The following is a 25,045-nucleotide window of genomic DNA, read 5'->3' on the forward strand; positions in this document are numbered from 1 at the left end:
GGCCTCCGTACGATGACGGGCATGACCGCAGCGCACCGTGCCCACCACCTCCCCGAGCCCGCCCCCGGCGCCCGCCGCCTCGTGCTCGCCTCCCAGTCCCCGGCCCGTCTGGGGCTGCTCCAGCAGGCGGGTCTGGCGCCCGAGGTCATCGTCAGCGGGGTCGACGAGGACGCGCTGACCGCCGCCACGCCGGGCGAGCTGGCCCGCGTGCTGGCCGAGGCGAAGGCCGCCGCGGTCGCCGCCCGGCCGGAGGCCGCGGGCGCCCTGGTCATCGGCTGCGATTCGGTCCTGGAGCTGGACGGCCGCGCCCTGGGCAAGCCCGCCGACGCGGAGGACGCCGCCGCCCGCTGGAAGTCCATGCGCGGCCGCTCCGGCATCCTCCAGACCGGCCACTGCGTCATCGACACGGCCACCGGCCGCGAGACCTCCGCCACCGCCGCCACCACCGTCCGCTTCGGCGACCCCACCGACACCGAGATCGCCGCCTACGTCGCCAGCGGCGAACCCCTCTTCGTCGCCGGCGCCTTCACCCTCGACGGCCGCTCGGCCCCCTTCATCGACGGCATCGACGGCGACCCCGGCAACGTCATCGGCCTCTCCCTCCCGCTGCTGCGCCGCCTGCTCGCCGATCTGGGCATCGCCATCACCGACCTGTGGACGTAGTCCCGCCGGATTCACCCGATGGCCGGAATCCGGCCCCGGCCACTCCCCGTCGGCGGGCGGCTGTGCGCATCGTGGCGGAACCGGAGCACCACACCGGTTCCGCCACGATCCCGAGGAGTCCGTCCATGCCCAAGATCCTGCTCGTCGCCGGCGACGCCACCGAGGACCTCGAGTTCTTCTACCCCTACCAGCGGCTGCTGGAGGAGGGCTACGACGTCCGGGTCGCGGCGCCGTCCCGCAAGAAACTGTCGTTCGTCACCCATGACTTCATCGAGGGCTACGACACCTACACCGAGCGCCAGGGCCACTCCTGGCCCGCCGACCTCGCACTGTCCGAGGTCGACCCGGCCGGGTACGCCGCCCTGGTGCTGCCCGGCGGCCGGGCGCCCGAGTACCTGCGGGGCGACCCCGACTTCCGCCGCGTCGTCACCCACTTCTTCGACGCCGACAAGCCCGTCGCGCACATCTGCCACGCCGCCATCGCCCTGGGCCCCCTCGGCGTCCTCAAGGGCCGCCGCACCTCCGCCTATCCCGCCTGTGCCCCGGACGTGGAGCTGGCCGGAGCCGACTTCGTCGACGGCCCCGCGGTCGTGGACGGCAAGATGGTCTCGGCCCGCGCCTGGCCCGACCAGCCGGAGTGGATGCGGGCCTTCGTGGCGGTGCTGCGGGAGCATGCGCCGGTGAAGGGCTGAGCACCCACGGGCCCGGGGACAGCCGCACCGGGCCCGATGGCCCGGTGGGGCGTTCCGGCGGTCAGGCCGGTCCGGCCGCCGTGCCGATCGCCTCGCCGCCGGGCCCGCCGCCCGTCGGCCCGTCCGCCGCCGCGTCCTTCGGCTCCCCGTACGCCACCAGGGTCAGCACGATCATCGCCAGCACCACCATCATCAGGGCGAACGCGGGCCAGCCCACCAGTCCGACGGCGAAGGCGCCGAGCAGTCCGTGCACCACCGCGCAGGTGATCAGGACGATCCGGGTGAAACCGCCGGGTGCGCGGTCGCGCAGTGCGGTGCGGGCCAGGAGGACGGCGCAGAAGGCGAGATAGAGCCCGAAGAAGATGCCGCCGGCCCACGCCCCCACGGACATCGCGCCGGGCTTCAGCCCCGCCAGCGACATCTGCTGATGATCCACCACAATGCTCAGGATCCAGTTGAGGAGCACGAACCCGAGCGCCTCCAGGATCAGCACCACCGCCGCCACCAGTGCCACCGGTCTGCGCGCCACCACCCCGCCCACCCACTTCCGCCGTCATCGCCGTTACCGCGAGTATCGAGACATCGCGCACGCTACTGCCGGGTAATAGCTGGGGCAAGGGGTCTGCACGGGTGGTCTGCGGGCCGACGGGCGTTCACCCTCCCGCCGGGCGAGCGGGGCGCAAAGTTTCCTTCGCCCATTCGTAGGGACTCCACAAAGAATTGACGACCCGCCGAACACAGCCCGCCAGAGACCTAGACCACACCAAGGGTGGATGACCGAGCGCCGATTCCCGTCCTACCCTGGGCTATCAGGGGAGTTCGGACCCCTACTGGCGCCCCCGGCACGCTCCGTGTGGGCAAGCTCACCCCTGGGAGCGACTCGGCACGCGGTGTCGCCAGTCCCTAAACTCGCGACGTTAATTAGTTGCGGAGTAGCGCCAAGGAAGGACCCATCGTGCGCAAGGTGCTCATCGCGAACCGTGGCGAGATCGCTGTTCGGGTTGCCCGTGCCTGCCGGGATGCCGGGATCGGGAGCGTAGCGGTCTACGCCGACCCCGACCGCGACGCCCTGCATGTCCGTGCGGCAGACGAGGCCTACGCCCTGGGCGGTGACACCCCGGCCACCAGCTACCTCGACATCACCAAGGTGCTCCAGGCCGCCGCCGACTCCGGCGCGGACGCCATCCACCCCGGCTACGGCTTTCTCTCCGAGAACGCCGAATTCGCCCAGGCCGTCCTGGACGCCGGGCTGACCTGGATCGGCCCGCCCCCGCACGCCATCCGCGACCTCGGTGACAAGGTCGCGGCCCGGCACATCGCCCAGCGCGCCGGTGCGCCGCTGGTCGCCGGCACCCCCGACCCGGTCTCCGGATCCGACGAGGTCGTCGCGTTCGCCGAGGAACACGGCCTGCCCATCGCCATCAAGGCGGCGTTCGGCGGCGGCGGCCGCGGCCTGAAGGTCGCCCGCACCCTCGAAGAGGTACCCGAGCTCTACGACTCCGCCGTGCGCGAGGCCGTCGCCGCCTTCGGCCGCGGCGAATGCTTCGTCGAGCGCTACCTCGACCGCCCCCGCCACGTCGAGACCCAGTGCCTGGCCGACAAGCACGGCAACGTCGTGGTCGTCTCCACCCGTGACTGCTCGCTCCAGCGCCGTCACCAGAAGCTGGTCGAGGAGGCCCCGGCGCCGTTCCTCTCCGCGGAGCAGAACGCCGAGCTCTACCGCGCCTCCAAGGCCATCCTCAAGGAGGCCGGCTACGAAGGCGCCGGCACCTGCGAGTTCCTCGTCGGCCAGGACGGCACCATCTCCTTCCTGGAGGTCAACACCCGCCTCCAGGTCGAGCACCCGGTCACCGAAGAGGTCACCGGCCTCGACCTCGTCCGCGAGATGTTCCGCATCGCCGACGGCGAGGAGCTCGGCTACGACGACCCCGCCGTGCGCGGCCATTCCTTCGAGTTCCGCATCAACGGCGAGGACCCGGGGCGCAACTTCCTGCCCGCCCCCGGCACGGTCACCAAGTTCGACGCGCCCGCCGGCCCCGGCGTCCGCCTGGACGCGGGTGTGGAGTCCGGCTCGGTCATCGGCCCGGCCTGGGACTCCCTCCTGGCCAAGCTGATCATCACCGGCGCCACCCGCGAACAGGCCCTCCAGCGCGCCGCCCGCGCCCTGAACGAATTCACCGTCGAGGGCATGGCCACCGCCATCCCCTTCCACCGCGCGGTCGTCAAGGACCCGGCCTTCGCGCCCGAACTTGGCGGTTCGGCCGAACCGTTCACGGTCCACACCCGCTGGATCGAGACCGAGTTCGTCAACGAGATCCCCCCGTTCGCCGCTCCCGGCGCCGACGAGTCCGAGACCGACAGCCGTGAGACGGTCGTGGTCGAGGTCGGCGGCAAGCGCCTGGAGGTCTCGCTGCCCTCGTCGCTGGGCATGCCCCTGGCCCGCGCCGCGGTCGCCGGCGGCGCCAAGCCCAAGCGCAAGGCCACCAAGAAGTCCGCCGGCGCCGCCTCGGGCGACGCCCTGGCCTCCCCGATGCAGGGCACCATCGTCAAGGTGGCCGTCGAGGAGGGCCAGCAGGTCGTCGAGGGCGAACTGGTCGTCGTCCTAGAGGCCATGAAGATGGAACAGCCCCTCAACGCCCACCGCTCCGGCACCATCAAGGGCCTGTCCGCCGAGGTCGGCGCCGCCCTCACCTCCGGCGCGGTGATCTGCGAGATCAAGGACTGACGCGACGCAGCCACACGACGCGAGGGGCTCCCGGTCTTCCCGACCGGGAGCCCCTCGCGTTCGGTGGCGCGCGCCGCTACGAGTTCCCCACCAGGTCCTCCGGGAACGTCAGCGACTTGCTCATCCACTGGAGCGCGGCGGGCAGTTCGCGGCGCCAGGTGGCGAAGTTGTGGCTGCCGTGGCCGAGGACGATCGAGTCCGCCGTCATCGGGGGCCGCACGGCGTCCAGGAACGCCTTGGCCGCCGGGTAGTTCTTCTCGCCCGTACGGCTCGTGCCCACCAGGACGTTGACCCCGGGCGCGGGCAGATGAGCCAGCCGCCACATCAGATCGTGCTCCTGACGGCGCCGTATCCGGTCCTTGCCGCCGCCGAAGAGATTGCCGGTGGTCGGGTCGTTGCTGACCTTGTAGTCGGGCGAGAGGGCGGCCGCCGCGGTGTAGGTCCGGTCGTGCCGCATGACCAGCTGGAGGGCGCAGCTGCCGCCCGAGGAGTAGCCGAGGACGCCCCAGCCGCCCGGGTCGTGGCCGACGCGGTAGTGGGATCTGAGCGCGTCCGGGACGTCCCGGGCGAAGAAGGTCTCGGCCTGCGGGCCACCGGGCACGTCCATGCACTGGGTGTCGCGCGGCGGGGCGATGGTGGGCCGCATCATGACGATGACGGTCGGCTGCATCCGTCCGGAGCGAATCAGCCCGGCGGCGGTCTGCGGCAGCCGCAGATGCTGGCCGAGCAGGAAGGTGCCGCCCGGGTAGCCGCTGAGCGCGACGACGACGGGGAAGCGCTGGCGCGCGTACTGCCGCTGGAAGTACTGCGGCGGCAGATACACGTACGCCCCGTCCACCACCCGGGTCCGCTTCCCCACGATCCGTACGGACTCCACCCGGCCGGCCCGGTCCGGGCGCCCCTTCGGCAGGCCGTGCACCTTGTCGAGCCCGTCGGGCCCGGAGGGCTGGACGAGGCCCTTGGACGGGTCGCCGACGGGCCCGGTCGTCCCGCCCTTGCCCCATTTGCCGACGGCGGCCGGGGCGCCGTCGTAGAGGCCGAGCAGCTCGTGCCAGGAGGCGTAGAACTCGAAGTTGGCGTTGACCGCGAGCCCGAGCGTGGCCACGATCGCCAGCTGGGTGACCGCGATGGCCCCGAACCGTCCCAGGAGCGCCCGTGGCCCCCGTCCGGCGTACCGGGGCCACAGCCTCAGAGTCAGCCCCACACAGGCCACGGCGAGTGCCCCCATGGCGTACAACAGCGGCCGGCTGGTCAGCCCCATGACGTTCGTCCCCAGATTTCGCCTGCCGTGTCCCGGTCGCGCGCCCTCGTGTCCGTGTCACCACATGAGGGGCACGCCCGGCGTGCACGACGTCTTTCCGCAGGCCCCCGGATGCCCCGGAAAACCTCATTGCGCCAGGTTTGATGACCACCGGGCCGCCGGCGTTGCCGTACACGCGAGGTGTTCGGCCAGACGTCGGCGCGGGGACGCCGCCGGTTCACCGGATGTCTGCCGGGGAGTCATTCCGCAGGCCGGAGCCACCGCGGCCACCCGGCCCGGACCGCCCGGCGGACCCGCAGTGGCATCCTGGACCCACCGGGCCGGGACCGGCCGGGGCGAGGGAGGACGGCGATGGGGACCGAGACGGCGGGCGCGCGCCCGATGCGGGCGGATGCGCGCCGTAACTACGAACGGCTGCTGACCCAGGCCCGTACGGCCTTCACGGAGCATGGCACGGACACCTCGCTGGAGGACATCGCGCGCCGTGCCGGCGTCGGCATCGGCACCCTCTACCGCCACTTCCCCAGCCGTACGGCCCTGATGGGCGCCGTCTTCCAGGGCGAGGTGGATGCCCTGCTGGCCTACGCCAGGGAGCTGGCCGATGCGCCGCAGCCGTGCCGCGCGCTGGTCGACTGGCTGCGCGCGGTCATCACCCACGCCAGCACCTACCGCGGGCTGTCCCGCGCCCTGATGGCGGCGTCGGCGGACGACAGCTCGGCGATGGCGCGGTGCAGCGTACCGATGCGCGAGGCCGGCGAGGCCCTGCTCGGCCGCGCGCAGCGGGCCGGCGCCGTCCGCCCCGATGTGGCCATCGGCGACCTGCTCCAGCTGACCAACGGCATCGCCCTGGCCGTCGAGGAGTCCCCCGACGACCCGGGCCTGGCCGACCGCCTGCTCACGCTCACCCTCAGCGGGCTCTCGGCGGGGCGCTGAGGGGCGGTCCCAGGGCGGAGCTGTTCACCACGCCGTACCCGGCCACCGGCACCCCGGAAATCCGCCGAACAACCACCGCCACCACAACGTGAACGGCAACCACCAACGGCCCCGGCCCCGACCCACCACGACGCACGTGATCACCACCGCCACCACAACGTGAACAGCAACCACCAACGGCTCCGGCCCCGGCCCACCACGACGCACGTGATTATCAGCGGCGTCTCGGCGCCAGATCCGCCACCCGGCCGCCCGGCCCCTCCGCCAGCGACGGCGCCGGGCGCAGGGGGGAACCGCCGTTTCCCGGGGGGAGGTTACGGCGCTGGCCGGGCAGCGGCACGTCCCGCCGGGAGGCCCTGCGCTCCCCCACCGCGCCGTCCGCGGCGCCCGGACGGTCCGGTCCCTGCCCGGCGCCCGGCCCGCTCGCGACCGCGATCTGCACGCCCTGATCGGCCAGGGCCTGGAGTTCGGTGGCGGCGCGGTCGTCGTGGGCCGGCGGCTCGTCGGTGACCAGCCGGGTGATCACGTCCGTGGGCACGGTCTGGAACATCGTGTCGGAGCCGAGCTTGGTGTGGTCGGCGAGCACCACCACCTCCCCCGCCGCCTGCACCAGCGCCCGGTCGACGCTGGCGGAGAGCATGTTGGAGGTGGACAGGCCCCGCTCGGCGGTCAGACCGCTGCCCGACAGGAAGGCGCGGGAGACCCGCAGCCCCTGGAGGGACTGTTCGGCACCGCTGCCGACCAGCGCGTAGTTGGAACCGCGCAGGGTGCCTCCGGTCATGACGACCTCGACGCGGTTGGCATGGGCCAGGGCCTGGGCGACCAGCAGCGAGTTGGTGACCACGGTCAGGCCGGGCACCCGGGCCAGCCGGCGGGCCAGCTCCTGGGTGGTGGTCCCGGCGCCGACGACGATGGCCTCGCCCTCGTCGACGAAACCCGCGGCGAGATCGGCGATGGCCGTCTTCTCGGCGGTCGCTAGATGGGATTTCTGCGGGAATCCGGACTCCCGGGTAAAACCTCCCGGCAGGACCGCCCCGCCGTGGCGGCGGTCGAGCAGCCCTTCCGCCTCCAGCGCCCGCACATCCCGCCGTACGGTCACTTCGGAGGTCTGGACGACACGGGCGAGCTCCCGGAGCGACACCGCTCCGTTGGCACGCACCATTTCAAGGATCAATTGGCGACGTTCTGCAGCGAACACGAAACTGACAGTAACGCCAACGACCGTCTGTTTTCAGCAGGTTGCACCAAATACCGGAAGTTGCGCACGGCGCATGCGCCGCCGTGATATACGGCGTGCGCCGCGCGCGAACTCATGGGTGCGCAATACGGTTTGACTGCTGGTCAGGTAATTAACCCGTGCGCACGGCGCGCGCTCGACGGCCCGCCGGGCGCGCGCCGGGTCGACCTAGTCGTTGGCCGCCTTACGGGTGTGCAGCTGGCGCGCGACCTCGGCGAGGGATCCGGAGAGTGACGGGTAGACCGTGAAGGCGCTGGCGATCTGCTCGACGGTCAGATTGTTGTCGACCGCGAGCGATATGGGGTGGATCAGCTCGCTGGCGCGTGGGGAGACCACCACGCCGCCGACCACGATGCCCGTACCGGGGCGGCAGAAGAGCTTGACGAAGCCGTCGCGGATGCCCTGCATCTTGGCGCGCGGGTTGCGCAGCAGCGGCAGCTTGACCACCCGGGCGTCGATCCTGCCGTTGTCGACATCGGCCTGGGAGTAGCCGACGGTGGCGATCTCCGGGTCGGTGAAGACGTTCGCGGAGACGGTCTTGAGGTTGAGCGGCGTCACCGCGTCGCCCAGGAAGTGGTACATCGCGATCCGGCCCTGCATGGCGGCGACGGAGGCGAGCGCGAAGACGCCGGTGCAGTCGCCGGCCGCATAGACGCCGGGGGCGCTGGTGCGCGAGACCTTGTCGGTCCAGATGTGGCCGGAGTCCTTGAGCTTGACGCCGGCCTCCTCCAGGCCGATGCCCGCGGTGTTGGGGATGGAGCCGACGGCCACCAGGCAGTGCGTACCGGAGATGGTCCGGCCGTCGGCCAGGGTGACCTCGACGCGGTCGCCGACACGCTTGACGGCGGCGGCGCGCGAGCGGGCCATGACGTTCATCCCGCGGCGGCGGAAGACGTCCTCCAGGACGGCGGCGGCATCGGGGTCCTCGCCGGGCAGGACGCGGTCGCGGGAGGAGACGAGGGTGACGCGGGAGCCGAGTGCCTGGTAGGCGCCGGCGAACTCGGCGCCGGTGACGCCGGAGCCGACCACGATGAGCTCCTCGGGGAGCTCGGTCAGGTCGTAGACCTGCGTCCAGTTCAGGATCCGCTCGCCGTCGGGCAGCGCGTCGGGGATCTCGCGGGGGTGGGCGCCGGTGGCGACCAGCACCGCATCGGCGACCAGGGTCTCCTCGGTGCCGTCGGCGGCGGTCACCGTCACCCGGCGCGCACCGTCGGGCGACTGGCCCGGCTCCAGGCGGCCGCGGCCGCGCATCACCCGGCCGCCGGCGCGGGTCACCGAGGCGGTGATGTCATGCGACTGGGCGAGCGCGAGGCGTTTGACACGGCGGTTGACCTTGCCGAGGTCGACGCCCACGACGCGCGCCGGGCGGTCGATATGCGGCGTGTCGTCCTCGACGATGATGCCCAGCTCCTCGTAGGAGGAGTCGAAGGTGGTCATCACCTCGGCCGTCGCGATCAAAGTCTTCGACGGTACGCAGTCGGTGAGCACCGACGCCCCGCCCAGACCGTCGCAGTCGACGACGGTCACCTCCGCGCCGAGAGAGGCGCCCACCAGGGCCGCCTCGTATCCGCCGGGTCCGCCACCGATGATCACGATCCGAGTCACGCCCTCCATTGTCCCGCACGGCTCGCCGACGCTCTCCTCGGGGGCGGTCTGCGCGCGTAGCGACCGGCCCGGCGCGGGCGGTCCCGCCGCTTTGTACGAATCTCCGGTAGCAATCCGGTATCAAGAGCCGACCCGGCAACCTCCCGTACCCTCAGAACCATGTCGCTCTACGCCGCGTACGCCGGCAACCTCGACGCGCGGCTGATGTCCCGCCGCGCACCGCACTCCCCGCTGCGCGGCACGGGCTGGCTGAACGGCTGGCGGCTGACCTTCGGCGGCGAGCAGATGGGCTGGGAAGGCGCGCTGGCGACGATCGTCGAGGCCCCCCGCTCGCAGGTCTTCGTCGCGCTCTACGACATCGCCCCGATGGACGAGGAGTCCATGGACCGGTGGGAGGGCGTGGGCCTGGACATCTACCGCCGGATGCGGGTGCGGGTGCACACGCTGGACGGCGACGAGCCGGCCTGGGTCTATGTCCTCAACGGCTACGAGGGCGGCCTCCCCTCCGCCCGCTACCTGGGCGAGATCGCCGACGCGGCGGAATCGGCGGGCGCCCCGCACGACTATGTGATGGAGCTGCGCAAGCGGCCCTGCTGAGAGCGGCGGCCCGGGAGGTGCGGGTTTCGCCCGGCCCGGGGCGGCTCGCGCGCCACGCCCGGCCCGCCGGTTCGTGGGAAGACACAAGCGATCGGTCCCAGCCGTGTGGGCAGCGACATCTACGCGCGTAGGAGATTTGCGGCTACCCTCGTCCGCGTGAACGCATCTGTTACTCCCGACATCGCCCGCGACCCGCAGGCCGCCGCCGACGCCGCCGCCTCGCGACTGCGCGAACTCACCGGCGCCGAGACCCACGACGTCGCCCTGGTCATGGGCTCGGGCTGGGCCCCGGCCGCCGAGGCCCTGGGCGCGCCCGAGCACGAGTTCCCGGTCACCGAGCTGCCCGGTTTCCCGCCGCCCGCCGTGGCCGGTCACGGCGGCAAGGTCCGCTCGTACCGCGTCGGCGAGAAGCGCGCGCTGGTCTTCCTGGGCCGTACCCATTACTACGAGGGCCGAGGCGTTGCCGCGGTCGCGCACGGTGTCCGTACCGCCGTCGCGGCCGGCTGCAAGACCGTGGTGCTCACCAACGGGTGCGGCGGTCTGCGCGACGGCATGCGCCCCGGCCAGCCGGTCCTGATCAACGACCACCTCAACCTCACCGCCACCTCCCCGATCATCGGCGCGAACTTCGTCGACCTGACGGACCTGTACTCGCCGCGGCTGCGCGCGCTGTGCAAGGAGATCGACCCGAGCCTGGAGGAGGGCGTCTACGCCCAGTTCCCCGGCCCGCACTACGAGACCCCCGCCGAGATCCGGATGATCCGCACCCTGGGCGCGGACCTGGTCGGCATGTCCACGGTCCTGGAGGCCATCGCCGCCCGTGAGGCGGGCGCCGAGGTCCTCGGGCTGTCCCTGGTGACCAACCTCGCCGCGGGCATGACGGGCGAGCCGCTCAACCACGAGGAGGTGCTCCAGGCGGGCCGCGACTCGGCGACCCGGATGGGTGCCCTGCTCGGACAGGTCCTCAGCAAGATCTAGCCGCGGCGCAAGCCGGAACCGGGCGAGGCCGAGGCCCTGCCCGAGGCGCGGTCCCCGGGTCCCGTCCGACCCGGGGGCCGGGCCGCGGGCAGGGCCGTTCGGTGGCCGGTTGGCTCGGCCCGTCCCGGGAGCGCGCGGGGCACGGAAGTACGCATCGGGGCGTGCGCCCGCCGACCCCGTACGCCCGCCCCGTACGCAACCCACCGCACCCACCCACCCCGCACCCACAGGCAGGAGCATCACGTGGCTTCCGATCGCACGGAGCTGATCACCCGGGCCGAGGCATGGCTGGCCGAGGACCCCGACCCCGAGACGCGCACCGAGCTGGCCGGGCTCCTCGCCGGCGGGGACACCGACGAGCTGGCCGCCCGGTTCGCCGGCACGCTCCAGTTCGGCACGGCCGGACTGCGCGGTGAGCTGGGCGCGGGCCCGATGCGGATGAACCGCTCGGTGGTCATCCGGGCCGCGGCCGGGCTTGCCGCGTACCTGAAGGCGAAGGGCGAGGGCTCGGGGCTGGTCGTCATCGGCTACGACGCGCGCCACAAGAGCGCCGACTTCGCCCGTGACACGGCAGCGGTGATGGTCGGTGCGGGCCTGCGCGCCGCGCTGCTGCCACGTCCGCTGCCCACCCCCGTGCTGGCCTTCGCGATCCGCCACCTGGGTGCGGTGGCCGGCGTCGAGGTCACCGCCAGCCACAACCCGCCGCGCGACAACGGCTACAAGGTCTATCTGGGCGACGGCTCGCAGATCGTGCCGCCCGCGGACGGCGAGATCGCCGCCGAGATCGCCGCGGTGCGCTCGCTGGCCGACGTACCGCGGCCCGAGTCCGGCTGGGAGACCCTCGACGACGAGGTTCTGCGGGCGTATCTGGCGCGTACGGACGCCGTGCTGACCCCCGGCTCCCCGCGCGACCTCCAGGTCGTCTACACGCCCCTGCACGGCGTCGGGCGGGACACCCTCGTCGCCGCCTTCGCGCGGGCCGGATTCCCCGCCCCGACGGTCGTCGCCGAGCAGGCCGAGCCGGATCCCGACTTCCCCACCGTCGCCTTCCCCAACCCGGAAGAGCCCGGCGCGATGGACCTCGCCTTCGCCACCGCGCAGTCCGTCGGGCCGGACATCGTCATCGCCAACGACCCGGACGCGGACCGCTGCGCCGTCGCCGTACCTGCCCCGGGCACGCAGGACGGCTGGCGGATGCTGCGCGGCGACGAGGTCGGCGCGCTGCTCGCCGCCCACCTGGTCAGCAAGCAGGCGTCCGGCACCTTCGCGACCACGATCGTCTCGTCCTCCCTCATGTCCCGGATCGCCGCCGCCTCGTCCCTCCCCTACGAGGAGACACTGACCGGCTTCAAGTGGCTGGCGCGGGTGGACGGGCTGCGGTACGCCTTCGAGGAGGCGCTGGGCTACTGCGTCGACCCGGAGGGCGTACGCGACAAGGACGGCATCACCGCCGCCCTGCTGATCGCCGAACTGGCCGCCGAACTGAAGCACGCGGGCCGCACCCTCAGCGACCTCCTGGACGACCTCGCCCTGGAGTTCGGCCTGCACGCCACCGACCAGCTCTCGGTCCGCGTCGAGGACCTGTCGCTGATCGCCGACGCCATGCGCCGACTCCGCGAGACCCCGCCGACCACACTGGCGGGCCTGACGGTGACGTCCTCGGAAGACCTGACCAAGGGAACCGACTCCCTCCCGCCGACCGACGGGCTGCGCTACTACCTGGCGGGCTCCCCGGAGGCCGGCATCGAAGCGGCCCGCATCGTGGTCCGCCCCAGCGGCACCGAGCCGAAGCTGAAGTGCTATCTGGAGGTCGTGGTACCGGCCCCCGACGCCGCCGCCCTCCCGGCGGCCCGCGACAAGGCCACGGCGACGCTGGCCGCCGTCAAGCGGGATCTGTCGGCGGTGGCCGGGATCTGACGGAACGTCGGACGCACCCGCATACACCAGGGCCGGGCTCTTCGGAGCCCGGCCCTTGGTGTTGCGGAAGTGGAATGAGGCGGTACCGCTGTAGCCGGAGGTGAGTCAGATGGCGAACGGTTCCCTCGGACGCTCGCCGCCTCCGCTGTGCATCGACTATGCGTCGACGTCGTATTCGAGCACGTACGCGGCCGAGTCCAGGATCATCTCGTTGACTTCCACAGGGCGGCCGCCGTCCTCAAAGGCGGTGCGGACGATGATGATCACGGGTGTGCCCGTGCTGAGGCTGAGCCGGTTTACCTCATCCGGGGATGGCATCCGGCAGCGGATTTCCTCCCGGAAGTGCACGGGTGTATGGCCCAGTTCGGCCAGGCGTGCGTAAATGCCGCCAGGGCCGGTGCCCTCTTGAGTGATCGCCGAGCCTGCCGCCAGGTCAGCACGAAGGAAGCTCGTGGCCAGCAGCACCGGCTTGCCTTCGAGGACAAAACGGCGGCTGCGCACGCACACCCGCTCGTCCGGCTCGATTCCGAGAACGGCCGCGATGGCCGCGGGCGCCGGCGCTTCGGTGACGGTGACCTGATCGACGACCAATTCCCGGTCGCCGATGTCGGCCGACCAGATGGACCGGCCCTCTCCCCACTGCTCCCGCGCGAGTCGCTGAATACCGCGCCGCCTCAAAGGCTGGAAGTCGCGGACGAAGACGCCCGCGCCCTTGCGTGCCTCAGCGACCCCTTCGTTCTGCAGAACGCCCAGCGCTTGCCGGGCCGTCATCCGGGCGACCTGGTACGTGGCCATGAGGTCGTTCTCACCGGGCAGCCGATCACCAGGGCCGTACTCGCCAGCCTTGATCGCCGCCTTCAGCGCCTCGGCAATGCGCTGGTACTTCGGCTGACGGCCGTTGCCCTTGGCGGTCATCCGCCCTCCTCTCTGATCTCTAGACACCCTAGTCCGTTTGTTCGCCCGTGCAGCGCCTGCCCATCCGTGAGATCTCTAGAGAAATATTGACATCTCTAGAGAGGACGCGCTTCACTTGGTCACGTCACGGACGGCACCCGCGTCCAGGACGAACCCCTCAACCGCACGGAGGTTGACGACTTGATTCACCCCATCGGAATGATCTTCGTGGCGCTGTTGTGCCGGTTACTGCCTGGCCGAGGCCGCCACCGCGCGGCCGGCCCTCGTCCCGTCACCTCGCGCAAGGCGGCACCGAGGCTCGTACCTCCCCACGTGCCCACCCAGCAGCCTGGGCAGCGACGCGTGCTGTGGCTGGCGGTGCACGGCATCGACGAGGGTCTGCGCCTACTCCATGGGGCGGCGGTGGCCGCTCGATGAGCCCCTTGGACGATGCACGACTGCTGCCTTGGACAAGCCCGGACGGAAAACCCTGCTACCTCCTCGCGAGCGACGGCACCGGCTACGTCGCCCGCCTCGCCGACGAAATGGAAGCGGAGCAGATGAGCTCGGCCGCCGAACTCATCGAAGAAGCCTGCCGCATCCTCGCCGGCCGGACGTGGACACCGGGCGAACTCCATCTGCTGGCCGTCGAGTTGAACGACCACCTGACCAAAGTGCACCGGGTGTCGCAGAGCCGGGGCGCCCGCTTGCGCCTGCTTGACGACGATCGAGACATGGACGGCGGGGACGACTGTGACGGGCCGCAGCCTGGGGCCGGAGTGCCTGACTGTGCCGACGGGTTCAGCCCTCGGCCCGTCCCAGCTTCTGGGGCGCTTCCCTGAGGGATGCCGCGCCACCGCGGCGCGACGAGGGGAATAGGTACCGACCCGCTAAGGGGACGGTCCAACCAATCGTCTGTGACCAACTGGCGTCACTGAACAGGGGCCTTGACCAACGATCGGCGCCTTCGGCCGCCAGGCCGTTCAGCTCGCTCGGGAGTCGGCGTCTGGGTACGTCGCCCGTAGACTCCACGGGCTACGGGCCCAGTTCGGCCCCCTGGCCAAGGAAGCCGGTATGGCTGAGCTGACCGCGGAGATCGACGCATTGTGCACGACGTGACGCGAGGGCGTGGCATGTCGCAGATGGAAGGCGCGCGGCTGTTCAGGGAAGCGTGGATTGCCGGCGTTCGCCAGCACTTCCCGGGCGAGCCCAAGCCCGGCTACGTGACTCCGTGGGAGGACACCCCGGAGTGGGAGCGCGAGGCCGCGGGGGCGGTGTACGAGCAGGTGCGCCAGTTGCTCGCCCTGAGCGCCGGTCACGCGTCGCGGCTGACACCCGAACAGAAGGGCCGGTTCGTCGCTACGTGCTGGACAGCGCAGATGTTCAAGCATTTCGAGGACCCGAAACCGGGGTATGTGGCGGACTGGCCAGACCTCTCGGACTGGCAGAAGGCGACCGACACGGACATCTTCGAGGCGATCGAGAAGGCGCGGTAACCGTCCAGCCCCCACGTCTACGGCCCGCACCTCGAAGGTGCGGGCCGTAGACGTACCGGTCCCCGGGGGCGCCCCTAAAGCCCCACCACCACGCCCAGCCCCACAACCCCCACCACACACGGCCCGATGACCTCATACGCCCACCGCACCGTCACCTCGCCCTGGGCGGTCGCGCGGGTGGTGGCGCGGTCCTTGAGGTCGCGGAGTTCGGCGAGGGTGCGGTCGGCCGTGGCGCGGGGGACGGGGCCGGGGTCGGCGGTGCGGGCGGAGCGGAGGCCGGCGGCGGCGCGGGTGGCCTGGCGGTCGGACTTCTTGCGCTGGCGCAGGGAGACGGGGATGGCCCACATCTGGTACTTCGCGGAGGCGGTGAGCACCTCGGCGGAGAAGGTCGCCCGCAGGTCCTCGACGGCCCCCCAGGGCAGCGTGATCGTACGGAAGGGATTGCGCACCGTCAGCCGGTCCTCACCCGCCCGCACCACGGGCCGCAGCGTGAAGGCGTACACCAGCGGAACGCCGAGCAGCAGGGCGAAGGCGGCCGTGAGCCGGGTGTGCCCGGTGCCGCGCAGCAGCGCATCGCCGGCGAGCCAGAGGCCGAGCAGGAGGAGCAGGGCGCCGCCCGCCAGGGCCGCGGGGGAGCGATAGCTGCGGTCGGCGTACTGCTGCTGTGGCGTGGTGGCGGGGCGCGGGCTCGTCATGTGCCGATTCTGCCCGACCGTCCGGATGCCGGACATTGCGTTACGGCATCATTCGCGCCTCGGCCCCGCCCCAGGGGCTGACATGTTGCTACGCGCGTAGATATGCTCCCCTCGTGACCATGCCCATCACTGTTCCCGCATACGGCAAGGAAGCCGCGGGGCGTCTGGCGTCAATGGCGGATGTCACCGCCGACGACGGAGCGCTGCGCCGCTTTCTGCACGGCCTCCCGGGCGTCGACGCGGTGGGGCTCCAGGCCCGCGCCGCCACTCTCGGCACCCGCTCGATCAAGACCACGGCGAAGGCGTACGCCATCGACCTCGCCATCTCCATGATCGACCTGACGACCCTCGAAGGCGCGGACACCCCCGGCAAGGTCCGGGCGCTGTGCGCCAAGGGGGTCCATCCCGATCCGACGGACCGCACCGCCCCCAAGGTCGCGGCGATCTGCGTCTACCCCGACATGGTGGCCACCGCCAAGGAGGCGCTGGCCGGCTCCGGCATTCATGTCGCCTCCGTCGCCACCGCCTTCCCGGCCGGGCGCGCCGCGCTGCCGGTCAAGCTGGCCGACACCCGTGACGCGGTCGCGGCCGGCGCCGACGAGATCGACATGGTGATCGACCGGGGGGCCTTCCTCTCCGGGCGTTATCTGTCGGTCTTCGAGGAGATCAAGCAGGTGAAGGAGGCGTGCGTCCGCCCCGACGGCAGCGCCGCGCACCTCAAGGTGATCTTCGAGACCGGTGAGCTGGAGACGTACGACAACGTCCGCCGGGTCTCCTGGCTGGCGATGCTGGCCGGTGCCGACTTCATCAAGACCTCGACCGGCAAGGTGGCCGTCAACGCCACCCCGCCGGTCACACTGCTGATGCTGGAGGCCGTACGGGACTTCCACACCGCCACCGGCATCCAGGTGGGCGTCAAGCCCGCCGGCGGGATCCGTACGACCAAGGACGCCATCAAGTACCTGGTGATGGTCAACGAGACGCTGGGCGAGCCCTGGCTGACCGCCGACTGGTTCCGCTTCGGCGCGTCCAGCCTGCTCAACGACCTGCTGATGCAGCGTCAGAAGCTCGGCACCGGCCGGTACTCCGGCCCCGACTACGTCACGGTGGACTGAGGCAGTCATGACCTTCGATTACGCACCCGCACCCGAGTCCCGCGCGGTCGTCGACATCGCGCCGTCCTACGGGCTGTTCGTCGACGGCGAGTTCGCCCCCGCCTCCGACGGCAAGGTCTTCAAGACCGTCTCCCCGTCGTCCGAGGAGGTCCTCTCCGAGGTCGCCCAGGCGAGCGGGGACGACGTCGACCGCGCCGTGAAGGCCGCCCGCAAGGCGTTCGAGAAGTGGTCGGCGCTGCCGGGCGCCGAGCGCGCCAAGTACCTCTTCCGGATCGCCCGGATCATCCAGGAGCGCTCGCGCGAGCTGGCCGTCCTGGAGTCGCTGGACAACGGCAAGCCGATCCGCGAGTCCCGCGACGCCGACCTCCCCCTCGTCGCCGCGCACTTCTTCTACTACGCGGGCTGGGCCGACAAGCTCGACCACGCGGGCTACGGCCCCAACCCGCGCCCCCTGGGCGTCGCCGGCCAGGTCATCCCGTGGAACTTCCCCCTGCTGATGCTGGCCTGGAAGATCGCCCCGGCGCTGGCGACCGGCAACACGGTCGTGCTGAAGCCGGCCGAGACCACCCCGCTCTCCGCCCTGTTCTTCGCGGACATCTGCCGTCAGGCGGGGCTGCCCAAGGGCGTCGTCAACATCCTGACGGGCGACGGCTCCACGGGTGCCGCCCTGGTGGCCCACCCCGACGTCAACAAGGTGGCCTTCACCGGCTCCACCGGGGTCGGCAAGGCCATCGCCCGGACGGTCGCCGGCACCGACAAGAAGGTCACCCTGGAGCTGGGCGGCAAGGCGGCGAACATCGTCTTCGACGACGCGCCGATCGACCAGGCCGTCGAGGGCATCGTCAACGGGATCTTCTTCAACCAGGGACATGTGTGCTGCGCGGGTTCGCGCCTCCTGGTCCAGGAGTCGGTCCAGGACGAGCTGCTGGACGCGCTCAAGCGCCGGATGCAGACCCTGCGGGTGGGCGACCCCCTCGACAAGAACACCGACATCGGCGCGATCAACTCCGCCGAGCAGCTGGCCCGGATCACGGCGCTCGTCGATGCGGGCGAGGCCGAGGGCGCCGAGCGCTGGGCCCCGGCCTGCGAACTGCCCACCTCCGGCTACTGGTTCGCCCCGACCCTGTTCACCGGGGTCACCCAGGCGCACCGCATCGCCCGCGAGGAGATCTTCGGCCCGGTGCTGTCCGTGCTGACCTTCCGCACGCCGGAGGAGGCCGTCGCCAAGGCCAACAACACGCCCTACGGGCTGTCGGCGGGCATCTGGACGGAGAAGGGCTCGCGCATCCTGTGGATGGCGAACAAGCTCCGTGCGGGCGTCATCTGGTCCAACACGTTCAACAAGTTCGACCCCGCCTCGCCGTTCGGCGGCTACAAGGAGTCGGGCTACGGCCGCGAGGGCGGCCGTCACGGTCTGGAGGCGTACCTCAATGTCTGACCGACTCAGCGTCCTGAAGACCTACAAGCTGTACGTCGGGGGGAAGTTCCCCCGGTCCGAGAGCGGGCGGGTGTACGAGGTGACGGACTCGAAGGGCAACTGGCTGGCCAACGCCCCGCTGGCGTCCCGCAAGGACGCCAGGGACGCGGTGGTCGCCGCCCGTAAGGCGTTCGGCGGCTGGTCGGGGGCCACGGCCTACAACCGCGGCCAGGTCCTCTACCGCATCGCGGAGATGCTGGAGGGCCGGCGCGACCAGTTCGTCGCCGAGGTGGCGGACGCCGAGGGGCTGTCGAAGGCCAAGGCCGCCGCCCAGGTGGACGCGGCGATCGACCGCTGGGTCTGGTACGCGGGCTGGTCCGACAAGATCGCCCAGATCGCCGGCGGCGCCAACCCGGTGGCGGGCCCGTACTTCAACCTGTCCTCCCCCGAGCCGACGGGCGTGGTCGCGGTCCTGGCGCCCCAGGAGTCGTCGTTCCTGGGCCTGGTGTCGGTGATCGCCCCGGTGATCGTCTGCGGCAGCACGGTGGTCGTGGTGGCGTCCCAGAACGCCCCGCTGCCCGCGCTGTCCCTGGCCGAGGTGCTGGCCACCTCCGACCTGCCGGGCGGCGTGGTCAATCTGCTCTCCGGCCGTACGGCGGAGATCGCGGCCCCGCTCGCCGCCCACCAGGACGTCAACGCCCTCGATCTCGCGGGCGCGGACGCCGGTCTGGCCAAGGAGCTGGAGACGGCGGCGGCCGACAACCTCAAGCGCGTGGTGCGCCCGGGGGCGGCCGACTGGAGCGCCGATCCGGGCACGGAGCGGCTGCTCGCCTTCCTGGAGACGAAGACGGTGTGGCACCCGATGGGTGTCTGACGACCGGGAGCTGGCGGCGCGGGGCCTCGTCCACACGGACGGGGCCCCGCGCCGTTTCCGCTGCTCGGCCCGGCGGGTGCTCAGCCCGGCAGGAGCCGCGTCGCCCTGCCCACCAGCGGCAGGTCCTTGGGGGCGGCGCCGCTTGAGAGGGGGCCGGTCACGATCTTGGTGCTCACGGGCCTGAAGTCGGCGATCTTCGTGTCGACCGAGTTGTCCAGCGGGTCGACCCCGGTGTTGGCCATGGGGTTGAGCTGGAGGTTCTTGAGCGTGCCGGTGGCGCCGACGACCGAATTCCGCACGCCGGAGGTCGCGCCCTTGGCGGTCGCGTCGGTACTGCTCGCGGGGCGGTGGGGGCGGGATACGGGGCGGTCGGGGCTGCGGTCCGGGTTGTGGACGGGCATGCCCACGGGGCGGTCGGCGCGGGCCGCGGCGTGTTCGGAGCCGGTTGCGGGGTGTTCTGACCTGGTTGCGGGGTGTTCGGACCCGGTCGCGGGGTGTCCGGAGCCGGTCGCGGGGTGTCCGGAGCCGGTTGCGAGGTGTTCGGAGGCGGTCGCGGGATGTTCGGACCCGGTCGCTGGGTGTCCGGACCCGGTCGCGGGATGTTCTGACCTGGTCGCGGGATGTTCGGACCCGGTCGCGGGATGTCCGGGGCCGCGCTCGGGCGAGGGTGCCGCGCTCGCCACCGCCGAGCTGCCGGCCGCGAGGGCGGCACCGGCCGCGGAGACGGCGAGCGCGGTACGCAGCAGGCTGCGGGGGATGCGGCGGGGCGTGGGGCGTGCGTGAGAGGCCATATGCGGTGCCACCTGACTGCGCGATCCTGCGGATGGCGCCTCGGAGTAGTCAATCGGCTACGTAGGGTAGGCGAGGGTGCGCCGACGGATCCAGCTGAGGATCCGTCTCGCATGCCGGGGTACTCCCAACGGCCCAATGCCGGACAATGGGTGCCCGTGAGCTCCCAGTCCCCGTCCCGGCCACCCGCCCGCGTCGTCCTGCTGACCGGTCCCTCCGGCTCCGGCAAGACCTCGCTCGCCGCGCTGACCGGTCTGCCCGTCCTCAATCTCGACGACTTCTACAAGGAGGGGACGGACCCGACGCTGCCGCAGCTGCCCAACGGCGGCGGCGCCGACTGGGATTCGCCGCTGTCCTGGGACGCCGCGGCCGCGGTCGCCGCGATCGAGGCGCTGTGCCGTACGGGGACGACGGCCGTGCCGGTGTACGACATCGCGGCCAGCGCCCGGGTCGGCGCCTCGCGGCTGGAGCTCGGCGGTGCGCCGCTGTTCCTCGCGGAGGGCATCTTCGCCGCCGACGTCATAGCGCAGTGCCGCGACGCGGGGCTGCTGGCCGATGCACTGTGTCTGCGCGGCCGGCCCACCACCACCTTTCGCCGGCGGCTGGCCAGGGATCTGCGCGAGGGCCGTAAACCGCCGGTGTATCTGGTGCGGCGGGGACTGCGGCTGCTGCGCCGGGAACGCTCGGTCGTCGCCCGGCACTGCGCGCTGGGCGCCCACCCGTGCGCGCAGCCGGAGGCGCTGGCCCGTATCGCGGCGGCGCGGGTGGGGGACGCGGTCGGGGCGGGCGTCGTCCGTTCCTGAGGCCGTACGGGCCCGCGGCTCACCGCTCACGGCCCCAACGCGAAACGCGGGAAGCGGGCTCGGACAGCCCCCCCCGGCCGTCCGAACCCGCTTCCCTTCCCCCGTCTCCCCCGTATCCCCCGATACGTCCGGCCCGGCGGATCGCTCCGCCGCGTTCGGCCGGTTTCCCCCGTACCCCGTTACCCCTCGGGCACGTCCCCCCGTGTTCCCCCGTGTCCCCCCTGGTTTCCCCCGTCCTCAGGCGACCAGTTCGCCGAAGGACTCCTCCTCGTCACGGCCGAAGCTGAGGACCTCGTCCTCGCGCAGCCGGCGCAGGGAGCGCCAGATGCTCGACTTCACCGTGCCGACGCTGATGCCGAGGATGTCCGCGATCTCCGGGTCCGTACGGCCCTCGTAGTAGCGCAGCACCAGCATGGTGCGCTGCGCCTCGGGCAGCCGGACCAGCGCCTGCCACAGGACGGCGCGCAGTTCGGTGCCGCGCATCGCGTCCGCGTCGGCGGCCGTCTCGGGCAGTTCCTCGGTCGGGTATTCGTTGAGCTTGCGGCGGCGCCAGGCGCTGATGTGCAGATTGGTCATGGTGCGCCGCAGGTAGCCGCCGAGCGCGGCCTTGTCGCTGATCCGGTCCCAGGCCCGGTAGGTCGAGAACAGCGCGCTCTGGAGCAGGTCCTCGGCCTCGTAGCGGTCACCGGTCAGGTGGTACGCGGTGGCGTACAGGGAGGCGCGGCGCTCCTGGACGTAGGCGGTGAAGGCCGCTTCGGCCTCGGCCGCCTCCGACGCGGAGCGCCGTTCCCCCGTGCCCTCCCTGTACTCCGTTCCCCCGTGGTTTCCCCCGTGCGTTCCCCCGTTGACTGCCCCGCGGCCCTCGTTTCCCCCGTTGGCCGCGGGGAGTCCCACCGATGTCGCGTCAATGGCCACCATGTACGGCGGCCGCTGACGCCCGGTGCCGCGAGCGCACCCCCGCCCGCTCACGGCACCGGACTTCTCCCCGGCCCGTACGACGTCGTGGAGTCGCGTGATCACTGCGCTGGAAGTGGTGCCGTGCAGCGTGTTCATCGTGCGCCCCCCGTCAAAGAGCCAGCTCGTTCGGTGTGTCCCGGGTGTTGATCTCTCCCCGGTGCCCAAAAGACTGCCAACCCAGTTTCATGACGTTGTCCGCCGACTGTCACAGCCCTGTCACAGGGGTTCGAGCGCCCCGGCGCGGGAGCCCCACCCGACCGCCCCGCCTGTGAGAGGGGGCCGCCGGTCGATGTGCCGCCGTCCCATGGGCCAGAATGTCTGACGTGCCTTTCCTGTTGCTGATCGAGGACGACGACGCCATCCGCACGGCCCTCGAACTCTCGTTGTCGCGCCAAGGTCACCGTGTGGTGACCGCGGCGTCGGGCGAGGACGGCCTGAAGCTGCTGCGCGAGCAGCGGCCGGACCTGATCGTGCTGGATGTGATGCTGCCGGGCATCGACGGTTTCGAGGTGTGCCGGCGGATCAGGCGTACGGACCAGTTGCCCATCATTCTGCTCACCGCGCGCAACGACGACATCGACGTCGTGGTGGGGCTGGAGTCCGGAGCGGACGACTATGTCGTCAAGCCGGTCCAGGGGCGGGTGCTGGACGCCCGGATCCGGGCCGTACTGCGGCGCGGCGAGCGGGAGTCGAGCGATTCGGCGACGTTCGGTTCGCTGGTGATCGACCGGTCGGCGATGACGGTCACCAAGAACGGCGAGGATCTGCAACTGACGCCGACCGAGCTGCGGTTGCTGCTGGAGCTGAGCCGCCGGCCCGGGCAGGCGCTGTCGCGGCAGCAGCTGCTGCGGCTGGTGTGGGAGCACGACTACCTGGGCGACTCGCGCCTGGTGGACGCGTGCGTCCAGCGGCTGCGCGCGAAGGTGGAGGACGTCCCGTCCTCGCCGACCCTGATCCGTACGGTCCGTGGCGTCGGCTACCGGCTGGACTCCCCGCAGTGAGGGGACGGACCGAGGACGGCGGCGGCGAGGAGGCGATCGAGGACACCGCGGCGGCCAAGCCCGGCGGCCGGCCCGCCCGGCTGCTGCGGCGCGCCTCGGGGCTGCTGCGCTGGACGAGCCTGCGGCTGCGGCTGGTCGTGGTCTTCGCGCTGGTGGCGCTGACCGCGGCGGTCTCCGCGTCCGGCATCGCGTACTGGCTCAACCGCAACACGGTGCTCGACCGTACGCAGAATGCGGTGCTCAAGGACTTCCGCAAGTCGCTGGAGGACAGTACGCGGTCGTTGCCGCTGCGGCCGCGGTGCACCGAACTCCAGGACGCGGCACGGCAGATGGCAGCCGGTCCGCAGAACTACACGGTGCTGCTGATCGCCACGGACCACGAGGGCAAGCCCTGCGCGGCGACCACGGACAAGGACCTGCTGTCGCTGGCGCGGGTGCCGACGGCGCTGCGCAAGGCCGTCAACGAGGTGCGTCCGGTCGACGAGTCCAACCCGTATGCGCACCATCTGTACTGGCAGCGCCAGGAGGTGGGGGACGTCCCCTATCTGGTCGCCGGGGCGAAGGTGATCGGCGGCGGGCCCACCGGCTACATGATCAAGTCGCTGGCCACCGAGGGGCAGGACCTCAATTCGCTGGCCTGGTCGCTGGGGATCGCCACCGCGCTGGCGCTGGTCGGCTCGGCGCTGCTGGCACAGGCCGCAGCGACGACGGTGCTGCGGCCCGTACAGCGGCTGGGGTATGCGGCGCGGCAGCTGGGCGAGGGGCGGCTGGACACCCGGCTGCGGGTGACCGGCACCGACGAACTGGCGGATCTGTCGCGGACGTTCAACCGTACGGCGGAGCGGCTGGAGCAGCGGGTCGAGGAGCTGAGCGGCCGTGAGGCGGCCTCGCGGCGCTTCGTCGCCGATATGTCGCACGAGCTGCGCACGCCGCTGACGGCGATCACCGCGGTCTCGGAGGTGCTGGAGGAGGAGGCCGACTCCCTCGATCCGATGATCGCGCCCGCCGTCCAGCTGGTGGTCAGCGAGACGCGGCGGCTGAACGACCTGGTGGAGAACCTGATGGAGGTCACCCGCTTCGATGCGGGGACGGCCCGGCTGGTGCTGGACGATGTGGACGTCGCCGACCAGGTGACGGCCTGTATCGATGCGCGGGCCTGGCTGGACGCGGTCGATCTGGACGCGGACCGGGGCATCGTGGCCCGGCTGGACCCGCGGCGTCTCGACGTCATCCTGGCGAATCTGATCGGCAACGCCCTCAAGCACGGCGGGTCGCCGGTACGGGTGTCCGTCCGCACGGAGGAGCCGCCCTCGGAAGAGGCTTCTGCGGCGGCGGCTTCCGTGGCGGAGACTTCCTTGGCGGAGGCTTCCGTGGCGGAGGGCGCTTCGGAGGCGGCTGCCAGGGCGGGTGAGCTGGTCATCCGCGTGCAGGACAACGGGCCCGGCATTCCCGAGGAGGTGCTGCCGCACGTCTTCGACCGCTTCTACAAGGCGAGCGCCTCGCGGCCGCGGTCGGAGGGCAGCGGGCTGGGCCTGTCGATCGCGATGGAGAACGCACACATCCACGGCGGGCAGATCACCGCGGCCAACCGGCCCGAGGGCGGCGCGGTCTTCACGCTGCGGCTGCCGAGGGACGCCTCGCGGCTGGCGGACGGCGGACGGGCCGAGCGGCGCGAGGGCCGCACGGACGACGGCACCGCGGAACAGGGCACGGAGGGGGAGCGATGACGCGGTCCGGGTGGTTGCCCCGGCTCGCCCTGGTGGCCGCGGTGGCGTTGGCCGCGGCGGGCTGCGGTATCCGGGGGACGTCGGTGCCGGTGGATGCGGGCGGTGCGCCCTCGCGGGTGAGCTGCAAGGCCCCGGCGCGGGATTCGGAGACGGCCGCGCCCGGTGGCGTGCAGGTCTCCGTCTATCTGGTGTGCAGCTCCACGCTGGCGCAGGTGGAGCGGTCGGTGCCGCGGCCGAAGGGCACTTCGGCGGCCGCCACCCGGCTGGCCGCCGCGCGGGCACTGCTGGCGGAGCTGCGGCGGCAGCCCTCGCCCGCGGAGGACGGAGCCGGGTTCAGCAGCGCGGTCCCCGAGGACCTGCGGGTGAGCGGTCCGCGCGCCGGCGATCCGGCCGAGGCGCTGCGGCTGAGCATCCGGCCGGAGGACCTGCCGTCCTTCGCGCTGGCCCAACTGGTGTGCACCTACGGCGCCGCCCCGGCGCTGGGCCGTACCCATGCGGCGGTCCTGGGCGGCCCCGGCAAGGACGCGCCGCACCGCTACGACTGCTCGGCCGATGTGCTCGCCAATCCGGACATCGCGCAGAACGCCGGGTGGGGCGATCCGCTGGCGGCGGAGGGCTAGGGCCCTTCTGATGGGCCGGGCGCAAAAGGGCGGACGGGCCGGGACCGGC

General features: G+C 72.0%; 24 protein-coding genes. 16 read left to right on the forward strand and 8 right to left on the reverse strand.

The genetic code is table 11. The features are described from left to right. Window positions 1-21 precede the first annotated feature (21 nt). Both SNA_RS34155 and SNA_RS34160 read left to right on the forward strand, forming a co-directional pair. Window positions 22-663: a Maf family protein gene (locus SNA_RS34155; protein WP_044368400.1), complete on the forward strand. Its 642-nt coding sequence runs from the start codon at window positions 22-24 to the stop codon at window positions 661-663. Window positions 664-788: 125 nt separating this feature from the next. Beyond that, window positions 789-1,355, forward strand: a complete 567-nt coding sequence (locus tag SNA_RS34160; RefSeq protein ID WP_030066872.1) for a DJ-1/PfpI family protein — start codon at window positions 789-791, stop codon at window positions 1,353-1,355. A gap of 61 nt (window positions 1,356-1,416) precedes the next feature. Here the strand turns inward: SNA_RS34160 and SNA_RS34165 are convergent, their stop codons facing one another. Beyond that, complete coding sequence (locus SNA_RS34165; RefSeq protein WP_241779941.1) at window positions 1,417-1,884, reverse strand: hypothetical protein; 468 nt, start codon at window positions 1,882-1,884, stop codon at window positions 1,417-1,419. Window positions 1,885-2,310: 426 nt separating this feature from the next. On the opposite strand from SNA_RS34165, the gene SNA_RS34170 reads away from it, so the two are divergent. Next, window positions 2,311-4,080 (forward strand): acetyl/propionyl/methylcrotonyl-CoA carboxylase subunit alpha, encoded by a 1,770-nt coding sequence (locus SNA_RS34170; RefSeq protein WP_030066870.1) that lies wholly within the window; start codon window positions 2,311-2,313, stop codon window positions 4,078-4,080. Between the two features lie 76 nt (window positions 4,081-4,156). Here the strand turns inward: SNA_RS34170 and SNA_RS34175 are convergent, their stop codons facing one another. Further along, window positions 4,157-5,341 carry an alpha/beta hydrolase gene (locus SNA_RS34175; RefSeq protein WP_030066869.1) on the reverse strand — a complete coding sequence of 395 codons (1,185 nt, stop codon included), beginning with the start codon at window positions 5,339-5,341 and terminating at the stop codon, window positions 4,157-4,159. 351 nt (window positions 5,342-5,692) lie between these two features. On the opposite strand from SNA_RS34175, the gene SNA_RS34180 reads away from it, so the two are divergent. After that, the gene (locus SNA_RS34180; RefSeq protein WP_030066868.1) at window positions 5,693-6,274 is read left to right on the forward strand and encodes a TetR/AcrR family transcriptional regulator; all 582 of its coding nucleotides are present in this window, start codon (window positions 5,693-5,695) and stop codon (window positions 6,272-6,274) included. Window positions 6,275-6,488: 214 nt separating this feature from the next. On the opposite strand, the gene SNA_RS34185 is transcribed toward SNA_RS34180, so the two are convergent. Both SNA_RS34185 and SNA_RS34190 read right to left on the reverse strand, forming a co-directional pair. Then, a complete protein-coding gene (locus SNA_RS34185) occupies window positions 6,489-7,436 on the reverse strand; it encodes a DeoR/GlpR family DNA-binding transcription regulator (RefSeq protein ID WP_030066867.1) in 948 nt (315 codons plus the stop codon). 243 nt (window positions 7,437-7,679) lie between these two features. Then, window positions 7,680-9,125 carry an NAD(P)H-quinone dehydrogenase gene (locus SNA_RS34190; protein WP_030066866.1) on the reverse strand — a complete coding sequence of 482 codons (1,446 nt, stop codon included), beginning with the start codon at window positions 9,123-9,125 and terminating at the stop codon, window positions 7,680-7,682. Between the two features lie 150 nt (window positions 9,126-9,275). Between SNA_RS34190 and SNA_RS34195 the strand changes: the two genes are divergently transcribed. The 3 genes from SNA_RS34195 (at window position 9,276) to SNA_RS34205 (ending at window position 12,608) form a co-directional block, all read left to right on the forward strand. Next, window positions 9,276-9,713, forward strand: a complete 438-nt coding sequence (locus SNA_RS34195) for a gamma-glutamylcyclotransferase family protein (RefSeq protein ID WP_030066865.1) — start codon at window positions 9,276-9,278, stop codon at window positions 9,711-9,713. Between the two features lie 156 nt (window positions 9,714-9,869). After that, window positions 9,870-10,691, forward strand: coding sequence for a purine-nucleoside phosphorylase (locus SNA_RS34200; protein WP_030066864.1), 822 nt, complete (start codon window positions 9,870-9,872; stop codon window positions 10,689-10,691). A gap of 243 nt (window positions 10,692-10,934) precedes the next feature. Further along, window positions 10,935-12,608 (forward strand): phospho-sugar mutase, encoded by a 1,674-nt coding sequence (locus SNA_RS34205; RefSeq protein ID WP_044368166.1) that lies wholly within the window; start codon window positions 10,935-10,937, stop codon window positions 12,606-12,608. Between the two features lie 156 nt (window positions 12,609-12,764). On the opposite strand, the gene SNA_RS34210 is transcribed toward SNA_RS34205, so the two are convergent. Further along, on the reverse strand, window positions 12,765-13,523 hold the full coding sequence (locus SNA_RS34210) for a GntR family transcriptional regulator (RefSeq protein ID WP_030066861.1): 759 nt from the start codon (window positions 13,521-13,523) through the stop codon (window positions 12,765-12,767). Between the two features lie 413 nt (window positions 13,524-13,936). Between SNA_RS34210 and SNA_RS34215 the strand changes: the two genes are divergently transcribed. Both SNA_RS34215 and SNA_RS34220 read left to right on the forward strand, forming a co-directional pair. After that, a complete protein-coding gene (locus SNA_RS34215; RefSeq protein ID WP_078970382.1) occupies window positions 13,937-14,344 on the forward strand; it encodes a hypothetical protein in 408 nt (135 codons plus the stop codon). Between the two features lie 291 nt (window positions 14,345-14,635). Then, complete coding sequence (locus SNA_RS34220; protein WP_030066859.1) at window positions 14,636-14,998, forward strand: hypothetical protein; 363 nt, start codon at window positions 14,636-14,638, stop codon at window positions 14,996-14,998. A 74-nt stretch (window positions 14,999-15,072) separates the two neighbouring features. On the opposite strand, the gene SNA_RS34225 is transcribed toward SNA_RS34220, so the two are convergent. Continuing rightward, on the reverse strand, window positions 15,073-15,693 hold the full coding sequence (locus tag SNA_RS34225; protein WP_030066858.1) for a PH domain-containing protein: 621 nt from the start codon (window positions 15,691-15,693) through the stop codon (window positions 15,073-15,075). 119 nt (window positions 15,694-15,812) lie between these two features. Between SNA_RS34225 and deoC the strand changes: the two genes are divergently transcribed. Genes deoC through SNA_RS34240 form a run of 3 tightly spaced genes read left to right on the forward strand, consistent with a single transcriptional unit; the run spans window position 15,813 to window position 19,099 of the window. After that, on the forward strand, window positions 15,813-16,808 hold the full coding sequence (gene deoC, locus SNA_RS34230) for a deoxyribose-phosphate aldolase (RefSeq protein WP_030066857.1): 996 nt from the start codon (window positions 15,813-15,815) through the stop codon (window positions 16,806-16,808). Window positions 16,809-16,815: 7 nt separating this feature from the next. Further along, window positions 16,816-18,246 (forward strand): aldehyde dehydrogenase family protein, encoded by a 1,431-nt coding sequence (locus tag SNA_RS34235; RefSeq protein WP_030066856.1) that lies wholly within the window; start codon window positions 16,816-16,818, stop codon window positions 18,244-18,246. Continuing rightward, window positions 18,239-19,099: an aldehyde dehydrogenase family protein gene (locus SNA_RS34240; protein ID WP_030066855.1), complete on the forward strand. Its 861-nt coding sequence runs from the start codon at window positions 18,239-18,241 to the stop codon at window positions 19,097-19,099. Before SNA_RS34235 ends, SNA_RS34240 begins: the two co-directional genes overlap by 8 nt. A gap of 80 nt (window positions 19,100-19,179) precedes the next feature. On the opposite strand, the gene SNA_RS44890 is transcribed toward SNA_RS34240, so the two are convergent. After that, the gene (locus SNA_RS44890; RefSeq protein WP_051877339.1) at window positions 19,180-19,890 is read right to left on the reverse strand and encodes a hypothetical protein; all 711 of its coding nucleotides are present in this window, start codon (window positions 19,888-19,890) and stop codon (window positions 19,180-19,182) included. A 156-nt stretch (window positions 19,891-20,046) separates the two neighbouring features. On the opposite strand from SNA_RS44890, the gene SNA_RS34250 reads away from it, so the two are divergent. After that, entirely contained in the window at window positions 20,047-20,691 is a 645-nt protein-coding gene (locus SNA_RS34250; RefSeq protein WP_044368170.1) for a uridine kinase family protein, read from the forward strand. Between the two features lie 237 nt (window positions 20,692-20,928). On the opposite strand, the gene SNA_RS34255 is transcribed toward SNA_RS34250, so the two are convergent. Next, on the reverse strand, window positions 20,929-21,744 hold the full coding sequence (locus SNA_RS34255; protein ID WP_030066852.1) for a SigE family RNA polymerase sigma factor: 816 nt from the start codon (window positions 21,742-21,744) through the stop codon (window positions 20,929-20,931). Between the two features lie 227 nt (window positions 21,745-21,971). Between SNA_RS34255 and afsQ1 the strand changes: the two genes are divergently transcribed. Genes afsQ1 through SNA_RS34270 form a run of 3 tightly spaced genes read left to right on the forward strand, consistent with a single transcriptional unit; the run spans window position 21,972 to window position 24,996 of the window. Beyond that, a complete protein-coding gene (afsQ1, locus tag SNA_RS34260) occupies window positions 21,972-22,649 on the forward strand; it encodes a two-component system response regulator AfsQ1 (RefSeq protein ID WP_030066851.1) in 678 nt (225 codons plus the stop codon). Continuing rightward, on the forward strand, window positions 22,646-24,376 hold the full coding sequence (locus SNA_RS34265) for an ATP-binding protein (protein ID WP_078970384.1): 1,731 nt from the start codon (window positions 22,646-22,648) through the stop codon (window positions 24,374-24,376). The genes afsQ1 and SNA_RS34265 overlap by 4 nt, the downstream gene beginning before the upstream one ends. After that, window positions 24,373-24,996 carry a hypothetical protein gene (locus SNA_RS34270; protein WP_037790568.1) on the forward strand — a complete coding sequence of 208 codons (624 nt, stop codon included), beginning with the start codon at window positions 24,373-24,375 and terminating at the stop codon, window positions 24,994-24,996. Before SNA_RS34265 ends, SNA_RS34270 begins: the two co-directional genes overlap by 4 nt. The last annotated feature ends 49 nt before the right edge of the window (window positions 24,997-25,045 follow it).

Source organism: Streptomyces natalensis ATCC 27448, from assembly GCF_000935125.1.
Taxonomy (GTDB): domain Bacteria; phylum Actinomycetota; class Actinomycetes; order Streptomycetales; family Streptomycetaceae; genus Streptomyces; species Streptomyces natalensis.